The 13,616-nt window shown below is 68.3% G+C and carries 12 protein-coding genes and 1 pseudogene; 9 read left to right on the top strand and 4 right to left on the bottom strand.

All coding sequences use genetic code 11. The features are described from left to right. Positions 1-232 precede the first annotated feature (232 nt). The 6 genes and pseudogenes from acs to RCH07_RS05370 all read left to right on the top strand — a co-directional run bounded on the left by acs (position 233) and on the right by RCH07_RS05370 (position 5,835). Positions 233-2,263: an acetate--CoA ligase gene (gene acs / locus RCH07_RS05395; RefSeq protein WP_326966451.1), complete on the top strand. Its 2,031-nt coding sequence runs from the start codon at positions 233-235 to the stop codon at positions 2,261-2,263. 178 nt (positions 2,264-2,441) lie between these two features. Further along, positions 2,442-3,674, top strand: a complete 1,233-nt coding sequence (locus RCH07_RS05390; protein WP_326966450.1) for a protoporphyrinogen/coproporphyrinogen oxidase — start codon at positions 2,442-2,444, stop codon at positions 3,672-3,674. A gap of 4 nt (positions 3,675-3,678) precedes the next feature. Beyond that, positions 3,679-3,804: pseudogene (locus tag RCH07_RS05385) on the top strand (SRPBCC family protein); the annotation flags it as partial. A gap of 123 nt (positions 3,805-3,927) precedes the next feature. Further along, complete coding sequence (locus RCH07_RS05380; protein WP_326966499.1) at positions 3,928-4,149, top strand: hypothetical protein; 222 nt, start codon at positions 3,928-3,930, stop codon at positions 4,147-4,149. 94 nt (positions 4,150-4,243) lie between these two features. Next, positions 4,244-4,717, top strand: coding sequence for a type II 3-dehydroquinate dehydratase (aroQ, locus tag RCH07_RS05375; RefSeq protein ID WP_326966449.1), 474 nt, complete (start codon positions 4,244-4,246; stop codon positions 4,715-4,717). A gap of 2 nt (positions 4,718-4,719) precedes the next feature. Further along, positions 4,720-5,835, top strand: a complete 1,116-nt coding sequence (locus RCH07_RS05370) for a DUF2332 domain-containing protein (RefSeq protein ID WP_326966448.1) — start codon at positions 4,720-4,722, stop codon at positions 5,833-5,835. 62 nt (positions 5,836-5,897) lie between these two features. Here RCH07_RS05370 and RCH07_RS05365 read toward each other — a convergent pair whose 3' ends face one another. Continuing rightward, positions 5,898-7,082, bottom strand: coding sequence for a MarP family serine protease (locus tag RCH07_RS05365; RefSeq protein ID WP_326966447.1), 1,185 nt, complete (start codon positions 7,080-7,082; stop codon positions 5,898-5,900). A 238-nt stretch (positions 7,083-7,320) separates the two neighbouring features. On the opposite strand from RCH07_RS05365, the gene RCH07_RS05360 reads away from it, so the two are divergent. Beyond that, a complete protein-coding gene (locus RCH07_RS05360; RefSeq protein ID WP_326966446.1) occupies positions 7,321-7,998 on the top strand; it encodes a Crp/Fnr family transcriptional regulator in 678 nt (225 codons plus the stop codon). Positions 7,999-8,556: 558 nt separating this feature from the next. Here RCH07_RS05360 and RCH07_RS05355 read toward each other — a convergent pair. Genes RCH07_RS05355 through RCH07_RS05345 form a run of 3 tightly spaced genes read right to left on the bottom strand, consistent with a single transcriptional unit; the run spans position 8,557 to position 10,231 of the window. Then, positions 8,557-9,468, bottom strand: coding sequence for an NUDIX hydrolase (locus tag RCH07_RS05355; RefSeq protein ID WP_326966445.1), 912 nt, complete (start codon positions 9,466-9,468; stop codon positions 8,557-8,559). 17 nt (positions 9,469-9,485) lie between these two features. Beyond that, positions 9,486-10,073 carry a RidA family protein gene (locus RCH07_RS05350; RefSeq protein WP_326966444.1) on the bottom strand — a complete coding sequence of 196 codons (588 nt, stop codon included), beginning with the start codon at positions 10,071-10,073 and terminating at the stop codon, positions 9,486-9,488. Between the two features lie 2 nt (positions 10,074-10,075). Further along, on the bottom strand, positions 10,076-10,231 hold the full coding sequence (locus RCH07_RS05345) for a hypothetical protein (protein WP_326966443.1): 156 nt from the start codon (positions 10,229-10,231) through the stop codon (positions 10,076-10,078). A 37-nt stretch (positions 10,232-10,268) separates the two neighbouring features. Here RCH07_RS05345 and RCH07_RS05340 point away from each other — a divergent pair, with 37 nt between their 5' ends. Further along, a complete protein-coding gene (locus RCH07_RS05340) occupies positions 10,269-12,551 on the top strand; it encodes a transglycosylase domain-containing protein (RefSeq protein WP_326966442.1) in 2,283 nt (760 codons plus the stop codon). A gap of 6 nt (positions 12,552-12,557) precedes the next feature. Continuing rightward, positions 12,558-13,505 carry a metallophosphoesterase gene (locus RCH07_RS05335; protein WP_326966441.1) on the top strand — a complete coding sequence of 316 codons (948 nt, stop codon included), beginning with the start codon at positions 12,558-12,560 and terminating at the stop codon, positions 13,503-13,505. The last annotated feature ends 111 nt before the right edge of the window (positions 13,506-13,616 follow it).

The following is a 13,616-nucleotide window of genomic DNA, read 5'->3' as shown; positions in this document are numbered from 1 at the left end:
TGATGGCGCGCAAGTAGCCGTTTACCCACCATTCGTCGCTTAACAAACACCGCTCACGGTTCACTGTGTGACGCGGCACACGTCGGGGGCCGCCCAGGCGTTAGTGTGTATTTCGGAACAGCTCTTTGCGGTCCCTCCGTGACCAGCCGATGCCCGACGCCGCACAAACGGCCGGCACGGCGGCGGAACGGAGGTCCTGCGCAGCACGGATCGATGAATGATGAGGTTCACCATGTCCCAGCACATCCCAGGCTCCACGACCACGCAGGATTCCGGCGCCCGGCCCCAGGGCGACGCCTTTGAAAACCTGTCCCAGGAGAACCGGAAGTTTGCCCCGTCTGCCGAGTTCGCGGCGAACGCCGTCGTCACCGCCGCCGACTACGCGGAGGCCGACGCCGACCGTCCCGCCTTCTGGGCGAAGCAGGCCCGCGAGCTGCTGACCTGGAGCAAGGACTTCACGCAGACCCTCGACTGGTCCACGCCGCCGTTCGCCAAGTGGTTCGTCGGCGGCGAGATCAACGCCGCCTACAACGCGCTGGACCGCCATGTCGAGGCCGGCCACGGGGACCGCGTCGCCATCTACTTCGAGGGCGAACCGGGCGACACCCGCACGTACACCTACGCGCAGCTGACCGAGGAGGTCAAGAAGGCAGCCAACGCTTTCGAGTCCCTCGGCGTCGCCAAGGGTGACCGCGTCGCCGTGTACCTGCCCATGATCCCCGAGGCTGTCATCACGCTGCTTGCGTGCGCCCGGATCGGCGCCATCCACTCGGTGGTCTTCGGCGGGTTCTCCGCCGAAGCGCTCCGCTCCCGGATCGACGACGCCGAGGCCAAGCTCGTCGTCACCGCCGACGGCACCTACCGCCGCGGCAAGCCCAGCACGCTAAAGCCCGCCGTCGACGAGGCCCTGGCCCGCGTCGGCCACACCGTCCAGAACGTCGTGGTGGTCAAGCGCAACGGCCAGGACGTCGACTGGCACGACGGCCGCGACCACTGGTGGGCCGACACCGTAGGGACCGCCTCCGCCGAGCACACCGCCGTCGGGCATGACTCCGAGCACCCGCTGTTCATCCTCTACACCTCCGGAACCACCGGTAAGCCCAAGGGCATCCTGCACACCACGGGCGGCTACCTCGCCCAGGGCGCCTACACGCACAAGGCCGTCTTCGATCTGCATCCGGAGACCGACGTCTACTGGTGCACGGCCGACGTCGGCTGGATCACCGGCCACTCCTACGTCGCCTACGCCCCGCTTATCAACGGCGCCACCCAGGTGATCTATGAAGGCACACCGGATTCTCCGCACCAGGGCCGCTGGTGGGAGATCGTGGAGAAGTACAAGGTCTCCATCCTCTACACCGCCCCCACCGCCATCCGGACGTTCATGAAGTGGGGCAAGGAGATCCCGGCCAAGTCGGACCTCTCCTCGATCCGCGTCCTGGGTTCCGTGGGCGAACCGATCAACCCCGAAGCCTGGATGTGGTACCGCGAGGTCATCGGTGCCAACGCCGGGAAGAACGGCGAACGCAAGGAAACCCCGGCCCCCGTTGTGGACACCTGGTGGCAGACCGAAACGGGCGCGCAGATGATCGCCCCGCTGCCCGGCGTGACGGCCACGAAGCCCGGCTCCGCCCAGGTCCCGCTCCCCGGCATCGCCGTCGACGTTGTGGACGAACTCGGCGAATCCGTGCCCAACGGCTCCGGTGGTTACCTGGTCATCCGCGAACCGTGGCCGGCCATGCTGCGCGGCATCTGGGGCGACCCGGAGCGGTTCAAGGAAACCTACTGGTCCCGCTTCGAGACCATGTACTTCGCCGGCGACGGCGCCAAGAAGGACGACGACGGCGACATCTGGCTGCTCGGCCGGGTCGATGACGTGATGAACATTTCCGGCCACCGGCTCTCCACCGCCGAAATCGAATCCGCCCTTGTGTCCCACCCCGCCGTTGCGGAAGCCGCCGTCGTGGGCGCCGCGGACGAAACCACCGGCCAGGCCGTCGTGGCCTTCGTGATCCTGCGCGGGGACGCCGTGGACACCGGAGACGCTATAGTGCAGGAACTCCGCAACCACGTGAGCAAGGAAATCGGGCCCATCGCCAAGCCCAAGACCATTCTGGTGGTCCCGGAACTGCCGAAGACCCGCTCCGGAAAAATTATTCGGCGCCTGCTCAAGGACGTCGCCGAAGGCCGCGAGGTGGGAGACGCCACCACCCTGGCGGACAACACCGTGATGGCCCAGATCGCGCAGTCGCTCCGGAAGTAACCTGGCGTAGCGCGCGTCGTTCTTCGGCGGACGCTGGTTCTGGCGGGCACAGTTCGACGACGGCGTGGCCCACGTCAGTGGGCGGCGCCGCCGTCGTCTGCTGCCCGCTCACGCTGCCCCAGCGATGCTGCCGTTGAGGCCGCCGGACCCGGAATGCGACGCCGTGAAAGGATGAGTCATGACCGAAACTTGTGACGTTCTGGTGGTAGGTGCAGGCCTGGCGGGGTTGCAGTGCGCCCGCGAGCTGGAGGCCGCCGGCCGCGGGGTGTTGGTGTGGGAGGCGTCCGACGACGTCGGAGGCAGAATCCGGACGGACCGGATCGACGGGTTCCTGGTGGACCGCGGCTTTCAGGTGCTGAATCCCGCGTACCCCGCGGTGCGCCGGTGGGTCGACGTCGACGCGCTGAAGCTTCAGTCGTTCGGCGCCGGCGTCCGGGTCCGCCGGGAGGACTCCCTCGCAGTCCTCGCCCACCCTCTGCGCGAGCCCCTCCTCATCCCGCAGACCCTGCGCAGCGGCATCCTTAAGCCCCGCGACGTCGCAGGGCTGCTGCGGTGGGCCACCCCGGCTTTTGGCCTGCCCCGGCGCGGGCGCGGCACGGATGGTCCGCTGCGGGAGGCCCTGGACCGGGCCGGCTGCTCCGGCGAACTCCGCCGGGTGGTGGACCAGTTCCTTGCCGGCGTGCTGCTGGAGGACGGAGGCAGCACCTCCAACGACTTCGCCCTGCAGCTTGTCCGGGTGTTCGCGAGCGGAGTGCCGGGACTGCCGCGCGACGGCATGCAGGCGCTCCCCCGTCAGCTGGCCGCCGGACTGTCCACCCCGGTCCGCACCTCGACCAGGGTGGACTCGATCACGCCGGACGGGAACGCGCTGCTGGTCACCGCCGCGGATTCCGCGCTACGGGCCCGCCAAGTGGTCGTCGCCACCGATCCCCTCACCGCCGGCAGGCTGACAGGCGACCCCGTGCCGGCCATGAAGGGGGTGCTCACGCACTGGTTTGCGGCGAGTGCGGCCCCCAGCGAGGTGGACATGCTCTGCGTTGACGGCCGTGCCCGCAGGGGCGGGCCGCTGGTCAACACTGCGGTGATCTCCAATGCGGCGCACAGCTACGCCCCTGCCGGACGGCACCTCATCCAGACATCCGCGCTCTTCGGCGCGGGGCGGCCCGTGCCCACGGACGACGAGGTCCGCCGCCACGCCGGCGAGATCTTCGGCGCCCCCACAAGCGGCTGGGAACTCGTGGTTCGGCAGGAGGTCCCGCACGCCCTCCCGGTGCAGCTTCCCCCGCTGCGGCCCCGGGAAGCCGTTCAAAACCGGTCCGGGCTGATCGTTTGCGGCGACCACCGTGAGACGGCTTCCATTCAGGGCGCCCTCGCCAGCGGCCACCGCGCCGCTCAGGCGATCCTGGCTTAGTCGGATGGCCTTCTCCGTTTCGCGCCGGGTCGCCGCACCCGCCGACGAGGTGTGGGCCCTCCTCACCGATGTCCGGAGGTGGCCCAGTTGGGGGCCGTCGATCACCGGTGTGGAGCCCGCACCGGCGGACCCCCGGGAAACCGCAAGCCGCGGTCCTTCTGCCGGGCCCGCAAGCCGGCCCGCAGCCGGTCCTTCTGCCGGGTCCGCAACCGGGCCCGCGGCCAGCGGGCTCCAAAGCGGCAGCCGTGGCAGGGTGCGCACCATCCTGGGTGTGGCCCTGCCGTACACCGTGACCGGGTTCGAGGCGGGACGGTACTGGTCGTGGTCCGTTGCCGGAATTCCCGCCACCGGCCACCGGGTCATTCCGCAGGAAGGCGGAGCTCTCGTGACGTTCACAGTCCCCTGGTGGGCGCCGGCCTATCTGCCGGTCTGCGCCCTGGCGCTGCGCCGGATCGAGCGGCTCGCCACGCGGTAGAAAGCGCGGCCGGCGGCAACCCCGGTCCCAAAAAAGTGCCGGGGCGGCGGCGAGATGGGCCCGTCCCCCGGCGCAACGCGATACATTGGCAAGCATGAGCGAAGCCACCCCCGCCGGTGCCGGCCGCGGCACCATCCTGGTCCTCAACGGACCCAACCTGAACCTGCTCGGCACCCGCGAACCCGAGAAATACGGAACCGCCACGCTGGCCGACGTCGAACAGCTCGCCAAAGACGCCGGCGCGGCGCACGGGCTGGACGTCGAGTGCTTCCAGTCCAACCACGAGGGTGCCCTCGTCGACGCCATCCATGCGGCCAGGGGCAAGGCGATCGGCATCGTCATCAACGCCGGCGCCTACACGCACACCTCGGTGGCGATCCGTGACGCCATCTCGGCAGTGCAACTGCCCGCCGTCGAGGTCCACATCACCAACGTCCACGCCCGCGAGGAGTTCCGGCACCACTCCTATCTCTCGGAGATCAGCAAGGCCGTGATCGCCGGCGCCGGGATCCTGGGCTACCGCTTCGGCATCGAATACCTCGCCGGGCTGCAGACCGGCCAGGACTGAGCATGTCCCCCGCTGATCCCGCAGCCGCACCGGAACCCGCCGCGGAACCGGCCACCGCGCAGTGGTACCGGCACTTCGGCACCGTCGACGCGCCCGGCAACTCCTTGTGCTACGAGGATTGGTCGGTGGCCATAGCGGAGGATCCGGAGCTGATCCGGCGGATCGATGAGTGGCCGCACAACAAGCGCCAGCCGCTGCTGTTGCTCGCCGCGGCGCGCTTCCTGGGCGCGCAGATCAGCCCCTACCGGGAGTTCCGAAGCTTCCTGGATGAGCATTGGGACGAGATCTCGCGGACCGTGCTCGCCCGCGCCACCCAGACCAACGAAGCGGGGCGCTGCGCGACACTGCTGCCATCCCTCGCCCGGATCGCGGCCACCGAGGGCCGACCGCTGGCGCTCATCGAAGTGGGCGCCTCGGCCGGGCTCGCGCTCTTCCCTGACCGCTACGGCTATGAGTTCGACGCCGGCAGCGCTGACCCCGGCGACCCGGCAGCCGGCAGCGCGGATCCCGGCCGCGCCGCGGTGACCCGTCTGCAGCCGGCAGGCGCACAGCCGGGCACCTTCCCGCTGCTTCGCTGCACCACCACCGGCCCAGTCCCGCTGCCGGCGCAGCTCCCCCGGGTGGTGTGGCGTGCCGGCATTGACCTCAATCCCCTCAACGTCCGCAGTCCCGACGACGTCGCCTGGCTGGAGGCGCTGATTTGGCCGGAGCAGGACTTCCGCCGGGAGCGGCTGCGGCAGGCCATCGCCGTCGCCCAGGCCGATCCGCCGCTGCTGGTGGCCGGGGACCTCAACGAACAGCTCGTCGCCCTGGCCGGGCGGGCGCCGTCGGACGCCACGCTCGTGGTGTTCCACAGCGCGGTCATGGCCTATCTCGATGCAGAGGGCCGGGAACAGTTCCGCGGCACCATCGCGGAACTCACCGCGGGCCGCGGATGCCATTGGCTCTCCAACGAGGGCCACACCGTGATCCTGCAGGCGGACGGCTCCAGTGTTGTGCCCGAGATGGATGCTGAGCGGCTCCGCGGCCGGTTCCTGTTGACCCACAACGGGCAGCCCGTAGCCATCGCGGGCCCGCACGGCCAGAGCCTGGAATGGCTCCAGGCTGCTACTTCCTGATGCCGGCTATTTCGTGGCGCACTGGAATTCCTGACGCCACTACCTGGCGCTATTACCTGACGCTACTTCTTGACGCACTGGCCCGGTGAGACCGGGTTACCGAGCCCGGGCGACTGGGCGGCGACGGGGCCCAGATCGGTCATCGTGATGGCGAAGCCGAGTGAGGACTCGCTCGTGGCCTTGGCGAAGATCACGCCGGCCACCTGGCCGTCAACGGTCAGCAGCGGGCCCCCGGAGTTGCCCGGCTGGACATCGCCGGCGAGGCGGTAGACGTCCGCGGGCGCCGGGTTGTTGCCGTAAATGTCCGGGACCAGCACGGTGGCGATGTCCTGCACAGTGGCCGGCTTGGACTGGAACGGGCCGCCATGCGGGTAGCCGGCGAACGCGGCGGCGCTCCCGGCGGGCAGATCGGAGCTGAGCGGCAGCGGGGCGGAACGCAGCCCGTCCACGGCCAGCACGGCGAGGTCGCGCTGGCTATCGAAGTACACGACGCGGCCGGGCAGCGCACCCCCGCCCGGGATTTCGACCACGGGTTCCGGCACTCCGGCGACGACGTGGGCGTTGGTCACGACGCGGCCGGGCGAGACCACAAAGCCGGTACCGGTCTGGTTCTGCCCGCATTGAAAGGCGGTTCCGGCGATCTTCAGCACCGACGCCGCTGCACTGTTCAGCGCGGGCGTGTCAGTGCTGGCGTCCGGGACGGCCACGGGCTGGCCCTGCCCGATGCCCGCAAACAGCGTCGGAATGCCCTCGCCGATCACGGTGGACCGCAGCTGGGCCATCGATGTCTTCAGCGGGGTAGGCGTCACGCCGTCGATGAACCGGATCACTCTGGACTCGGCGAGTTGCTGGGAGACCAGGGGGACGCCGAGCGCGCCGATGCTGAACGCCAGCATCGACATCACCAGGGCGGACACCACCACGTTCACGCCGCCGCCGGCCACCCGGTCCACGGCCCGGAGCGGGCTGATCCTGACCACGCTGCGAATCCGGCGCCCGATCGCTGTGCCGAGGCCGTGGCCCAGGAACATGAGCAGCACGGCGGCGGCAATGATCGCGGTGAGCCGCCAGCCGCTGTCGTCCACAAAATCGCTGACAATCGGGACAGACACAAACGCCGCCACGGCCCCCGCGGCGAACCCCGCGATGCCGCCGACTGTTACCACGAAGCCGTTGCGCAGGCCATGGATCAGGTAGGACAGCAGCGTCAGTATCAACACGAGGTCCAAAATGGTCAAGCCGAACACCGGTGCTCCTTATAGGCAGGTAAGCCCCGATTCTACCGGCGCAGGCTGACAGTTTACCGAGCGGATTACCGAGCGGACGCAGGCGCCCGGCAACTTCCCGGCGTGGTCCATGTGTGCTCTTTCTGTGGTCCGTCTGGCGTCGTCTGGGGCGTTTCGGTGCCAAGTACGTCACAGAGACGGCAAAATTCTGAAACAATGGCTGAAGCGCCCCAGCCGACACAGTTAGTCAGGAGATTTTATGGACATCGAGGTATTGCGCCGCGCACCCCTTTTCGCCACGCTCGACGACGAGGCTTTCCGTTTGTTGACGGATGAGCTCACCGAGGTGGACCTCTCACGCGGAGCCTCGGTTTTCCGGGAAGGTGACCAGGGTGACCAGCTGTACTTCATCGTCTCCGGCAAGGTGAAGCTCGGACGCACGTCCCCGGACGGCCGTGAATCGCTGCTCGCCATCCTCGGTCCGGGCGAGCTGTTCGGCGAAATGGCACTGTTCGATCCGAGCCCGCGCACCGCCACGGCAACGGCCGTCTCGGAAACGCGGCTAGCCGGCCTGAGGAACGAGAGCCTCAACACCCTGCTTCGCACTCGCCCGGAGGTCTCCGCCCAGCTGCTGCAGGCCCTGGCCAGGCGCCTGCGCCGCACCAACGATTCGCTCTCGGACCTCGTCTTCTCTGACGTTCCCGGCCGTGTCGCCAAGGCGCTGCTGGACCTGGCCGACCGCTTCGGCCGTCCCGCGACCGACGGCGTCCTGGTTGCCCACGAGCTCACCCAGGAGGAGCTGGCCCAGCTTGTCGGCGCATCCCGCGAGACAGTCAACAAAGCACTTGCCGAGTTCGTGCAGCGCGGCTGGCTCCGTCTCGAGGCCCGGGCCGTCGTCATCCTCGACATGCAGCGGCTCCGCCAGCGCTCGCGCTAAACCGTTCAGCAGCAGACCCCGAAGGCCGGCCCGTGGAAACGGAGCCGGCCTTCGGCGTCTGGAACGCCGCACCTTCCGCGGGACATGTCCAGTCCTGGCGGGTCGGTCCGCGGGACATGTCCAGTCCTGGCGGGGAGGAATGGGCATAATGCCAGTATGTCCACCGGCCCGGGACAGCAGAGAGCATGTCCAACGGCAGGACGGGCTGAACGCGGGACGTCTCAAGTCGTGCCCACCGGTCCGCGGGACATGTCCAGTCCTGGCGAGTCGGGCCGCGGGACATGTCCAGTCCTGGCGAGTCGGGCCGCGGAACATGTCCACTCCTGGCGGGGAGGAATGGGCATAATGCCACTATGTCCACCGGCCAGGGCTAGCGCGGGGCATGTCCCCCCAGATCCGCGGGCTGATCCGGGGCATGTCCATTGGTAGGGCCGAAGACGGGACAAGCCCGCGGGCCGGTACCCGAGTGAGTTGCCGGCACCCGAGCCGACTGCCGCACCCCCCGCCCCCGCCCGAGGGCGCCGCCGCGGGCGGGCCACCGTGCGGCGCGGAAACGCGCTAGCGCTCGCGCTGCGGGTCGCCTGCGACGGTTGTTGCTGCCTCGACTTCGAGCATGAGCCTGCCGTCTTCCTCGACGAGCTCGGGCTGGTACACATGGGCCTTGCGCTTATAGCTGAGGTAGGCGATGCAGCCGTTGGCCCCGGCCATCTTTTCCAGCATGATCTCAGAACCCGGCACCAGGAGCTCGCCGAGGTGCCGGCCGGCCGTGTTCGCCTGGCCCACCTCGTCGCCGAGCACGGTGGTCTCCCGCTCGTTGATCACGCCGCGGACGCAGACCCAGCGGCCCCAGACACCCTTGCCGGCCAGCAGTGAGGGCTTCTGGTTCATGGGCAGGGTGGCCGCGAAGTACCGGGTGTTGAAGCGGCGGTGCGCGAAGGCCGGACTGAGCCAGTTGACCAGCGGCTTGAGCAGGTCCGTCCGCACCGAGAGCCCGCGCTTGGCGAGCAGCTCGGTGAAGGATTTCTCCTGCTCCGCCACGGCCACCCGGGCGCGCATCCACTCGCCCGTCGAGGTCGCCTCCACGGTGCTGGTGAGGTCCGGCCCGGCCAGCAGGATGCCGGTCTCCTCGAACAGTTCCCGGATGGCACCCACCACGTGGCGGCGCGCCAGCCCGACGTCGGCCGTGCCCATCTGCTCGGCCCAATGCTGCGGCGAGGGGCCCAGCCAGCCGACCGCGTCGTCGTCGGACGCCTGCAGCGATCCGCCGGGAAAGGCGAGCACGCCCAGCGGCGACGTGCCCGGCCGGTAACCCAGCCAGGTTTCCAGACCCGTGGGTGAATCCCGAAGGAGTATCACGGAAGACGCGAAACGGGCGGCACGGGGCGTCCGGTCGCCATGTTCACGCCAGCTGCGGGCCGCCCCCTCAAGATCCGGGGGAAGGACAAACAGGCGTCGGACTAACTTAGGCATGGGAAGTAACCGGCGCTCTAGGCGAATTCGGCGATCAGTTCGAGCTCAACCGGTGAGTCGAGCGGCAGGACGGCGACGCCGACGGCGGACCGTGCGTGCTGGCCGGCGTCGCCGAGGACCTTGCCCAGCAGCTCAGAGGCGCCGTTGATGACGCCGGGCTGGCCGGTGAAGGACGGGTCGGAGGAGACGAAGCCCACCACCTTGACGATCCGGGTGATGCGGTCCAGGTCCCCGATGACGCTCTTCACGGCGGCCAGGGCGTTGACGGCACAGACCGCGGCGTAGCGCTTTGCCGCTTCCGGGGACACGGTGGCCTCGTCGGCGGCCGCCTCCGTGCCGGCGGACACCTTGCCCGTGGCCTCCAGCCCGCCATTGATGAACGGCAGCTGTCCGGAGGTATAGACATGGTTGCCCGAAATCACGGCGGGAACGTAGGCGGCCACCGGCGCGGCGACCTCCGGCAGGGTCAGGCCGAGTTCGGCGAGGCGCTGTTCGACGGCGGACGATGCGCCCGCGCCCGACGACGCGCCCGCGGCAGCGGTGGTGTTGCCGGCGGGACCCGCGGCAGCCGAGGCGTCCTGCGCCGCCGATGCTGGGGTGCCCATGGCTACTGCTTCTCCCGCTTCAGGTAGGCAACCAGGCCGTTTCCCTCGGGGCCCGGAACAACCTGGACAAGCTCCCAGCCGCCGTCTCCCCACTGGTCCAAAATCTGCTTCGTGGCGTGGATAATGAGCGGAATCGTGGCGTACTCCCATTTGGTCATGAGCTAAAGCCTAGTACTTGCCGGTAAAGTGGAAAACATGGCGACAGGCAAGAACCCTTTATTCGACACGGCCACCACTCTCGGAAAGATCTTTCTTTTCCTGGGTGTGAGCGCCATGTGTGGCGTCCTGGTGGCGGGGCTGTTAGTCCCGGCCGCGGCGGTTTCCGGCAACACGGCGAGCGGATCGATCAAATTCTTTGACACCCTCCCGGCGGAGCTGCAGGTGGATCCGCCCAGCCAGTCGACCACTATCCTTGCGGCCGACGGCAGCGTGATCGCGAATCTGTTCGCAGAAAACCGCACCCGGGTGTCCCTGGACCAGATGTCGCCGTACGTCAAGGACGCGGTGATCGCCATCGAGGACAACCGCTTCTACGAGCACGGCGGCGTGGACACCACCGGCATCATGCGTGCACTTGTCAGCACCGCCCGCGGCAACAAGCAGGGCGCCTCGACCATCACGCAGCAGTACGTCAACAACGTCATCAACTCCTCCCTCGAGGCCGAGGGCAAGGGCGACGAAGTCCTGCTGAACGGTGTCAACAAGGGCGTCGGGGACAAGCTCCGCGAAATGAAGCTCGCCATCGCGCTGGAGAAGAAGTTCACCAAGGAACAGATCCTTGAGGGCTACCTCAACATCGTGTTCTTCAACCGGGACGCCTACGGCATCGAAGCCGCCTCCAAGTTCTTCTTCAGCACCACCGCCAAGGACCTGACCCTTCCGCAGGCCGCCCTGTTGGCCGGTCTGGTCAACAGCCCGTCTTTCTTCGACCCGATCAACAACCCGGAGAACGCCAAGGTCCGCCGTGACCTGGTCCTCGAGTTGATGCTGACCCAGGGCAAGATCCAGCAGGCCGACTACGACGCCGCCGTCGCCACCCCGGTGGAAACCAAGGTCACCCCGGCACGCCAGGGCTGCCCCTATTCGCAGACGGCCCCGTATTTCTGCGACTATGTGCTACACCTGCTGCTCAACAACCCCGCCTATGGCGCCGATGCGAAGGAACGCGAGCGGAAAGTGTTCCGCGGCGGCCTGACCATCAAGACCACGCTGGACCCGAATGCCCAGGCTGTGGCACAGGCCCAGGTTGACGGCTCCGCCGGGGCGAACCCGGACAAGTGGGGCGCCTCGCTGGTCTCCGTGCAGCCGGGCTCGGGCAAGATCATCTCGATGGCTCAGAACACCCAGGTCCTTGAGGCCGAGGGAAAGTTCAATACCGTCATCAACTTCAACGTTGATATGAAGGACACCCAGGGCAACGACCTTGGCGGCCTGGGCGGTTTCCAGCCCGGTTCCACGATGAAGCCGTTTACCTTCGCGCAGTGGCTCGACGAGGGAAAATCCATGAACACCGTCCTCAACGGGGCAGTGCGGCGCTATCCCCTGAACTACCGGTGGAAGAACACCTGTCCTACACCCGTGGATGGCGCCTATAATACGGCGGAAGAGGGCCTGGGCGCTGCCAAGGATCTGCAGAACGCCGAAGAGAACTACTACAAGCCCATGAGAGTCGTCGACGGCCTGGCGAACTCGATCAACACGATGACGTTCGCCACCGCGGCCCAGGTGGACCTCTGCGGCATCCAGAAGATCGTCGACGCCGCGGGTATCCACGCCGGCCAGACCAACGAGCCCGTTCCCATGACGCGTCTGTCCAACCTGATCGGCGCCCTCCAGACCTCCCCGCTGACCATGGCCAGCGCCTTCGCCACCTTCGCGAACGACGGCAAATACTGCGAGCCGATCGCCATCGCCTCGGTGACGGATGCGACCGGCGCCCAGCTCCCGGCCCAGGCCACGAGCTGCCGCGACGCGATCAAACCGGAGGTGGCCCGGGGTGTCAGCTTCGCGCTGCAGGAAGTTCTCAACCGCGGCTCCGGCTCGCTGATCCAGCCGCGGATCTCCACCCGGACCAGCTTCCCGATCGCCGCCAAGACCGGCACCAACGATACAAATAATTCCACCTGGGTGGTGGGCTACACCACGGGCCTGGCGACGGCGACCTGGTTCGGCGACGCTCTGGGCGGCCAGGACCGGCCTGGCCAGAACGTCACAGTCAACGACAAGTTCTATAAGGGCATTGACGGGTACATGATCGCTGGCCCGCAGTTCTCGAACTACATGACCCAGGTGGCACCGGCGTACGGCACCAACCCGTTCCCGGCGCCGCCGTCGAACCTGGTCACAGGGCCGGCACCGGCACCCGTGCCCAGGCCGTCGACGCAGGCGACGCCGGCCCCGTCCAGCCCGGTTCCGTCCAGCCCCGCCCCGTCCACACCTCCTGCCCCCGCGCCCGAACCGCCCAAAGAAAAAAAGTAGTAACCGATGGCCCGGGAGAATGACCTGGCAGGCCGCGCCCGAAGCATCGGGCGCGGCCTCGCCGTCACCGCCGCGGTTGGCGCCGCGGCAGGTGCCGCCGCCACCGGCTACGGCCTGTGGGAGAAGAACCAGTTTGTGCTGCGCGAGGAGACCCTCCCGGTCCTTCCTGCCGGCTTCGGCCCCTTCCGCGTGCTGCACCTGTCCGACATCCACTTCGTCCCGGGCCAGGATACGAAGGCCGAATGGCTGGCATCACTGGCGGAGCTGAAGCCCGATCTGGTGGTGAACACGGGCGACAACCTCAGCCACACCAAGGCGGTGGACCCCGTGCTGGCGGCGCTGCGCCCGCTGATGGAGTTCCCCGGCGTCTTTGTGCCCGGCTCCAACGACTATTTCGCCCCCCGGCTGAAGAACCCGGCAGGCTACCTCCTGGGGCCGTCCTCGGTACCCAAAGATCCGGGCACACTGGACTGGCCACGGCTGCGTGCCGGCTTCGGCATGGCCGGCTGGGTGGACCTCACCAACCGCTGCCAGTCGGTGGTACTCAAGGGGCTGCGCTTCGACTTCTCCGGCGTTGACGATCCGCACCTGGGCCTCGAGCAGTACGCCGGCTGGCCACGCGGCACCACAGGCCAGGACGCTACACCGCATTTACGGGTGGCCGTCGTCCATGCCCCCTACCAGCGCGTGCTGGACCACTTCACCGAGGACGGCGCCGATCTTCTCCTCGCCGGTCACACCCACGGCGGCCAGATCTGCCTGCCCGGCTACGGCGCCCTCCTCGCCAACTGCGACATCCCCACCTGGCGCGCCAAGGGCCTGAACAACTGGGAAAGCAACGGACGCACGACGCCGGTGAACGTCTCCGGCGGGATCGGCACCTCGCGCTTCGCCCCGATCCGCATCGCCTGCAGGCCCGAGGCCGTGCTGCTCACGCTCACCTCCCGTTCCTGAGCCCGCCCACTCCCCCGCCACCACGGGACATGCCCGTTCCCCCTGCCCGTTCCCCCGCCACCACGGGACATGCCCTCCCCCGGGTGTGACAAATGGACATAGTGGATTTAT

It is taken from the genome of Arthrobacter sp. CG_A4 (genome assembly GCF_035985125.1).
Classification (GTDB): Bacteria; Actinomycetota; Actinomycetes; order Actinomycetales; family Micrococcaceae; genus Arthrobacter.
Note: the sequence above shows the minus strand (reverse complement) of the source record. Positions and strands in the feature narration are given on the sequence as shown.

Coding starts and splice junctions, on each gene's coding strand:
- acs (WP_326966451.1), top strand. CDS start 233: ATGTCCCAGCACATCCCAGGCTCCACGACCACGCAGGATTCCGGCGCC.
- RCH07_RS05390 (WP_326966450.1), top strand. CDS start 2,442: ATGACCGAAACTTGTGACGTTCTGGTGGTAGGTGCAGGCCTGGCGGGG.
- aroQ (WP_326966449.1), top strand. CDS start 4,244: ATGAGCGAAGCCACCCCCGCCGGTGCCGGCCGCGGCACCATCCTGGTC.
- RCH07_RS05370 (WP_326966448.1), top strand. CDS start 4,720: ATGTCCCCCGCTGATCCCGCAGCCGCACCGGAACCCGCCGCGGAACCG.
- RCH07_RS05360 (WP_326966446.1), top strand. CDS start 7,321: ATGGACATCGAGGTATTGCGCCGCGCACCCCTTTTCGCCACGCTCGAC.
- RCH07_RS05355 (WP_326966445.1), bottom strand. CDS start 9,468: ATGCCTAAGTTAGTCCGACGCCTGTTTGTCCTTCCCCCGGATCTTGAG.
- RCH07_RS05350 (WP_326966444.1), bottom strand. CDS start 10,073: ATGGGCACCCCAGCATCGGCGGCGCAGGACGCCTCGGCTGCCGCGGGT.
- RCH07_RS05345 (WP_326966443.1), bottom strand. CDS start 10,231: ATGACCAAATGGGAGTACGCCACGATTCCGCTCATTATCCACGCCACG.
- RCH07_RS05340 (WP_326966442.1), top strand. CDS start 10,269: ATGGCGACAGGCAAGAACCCTTTATTCGACACGGCCACCACTCTCGGA.
- RCH07_RS05335 (WP_326966441.1), top strand. CDS start 12,558: ATGGCCCGGGAGAATGACCTGGCAGGCCGCGCCCGAAGCATCGGGCGC.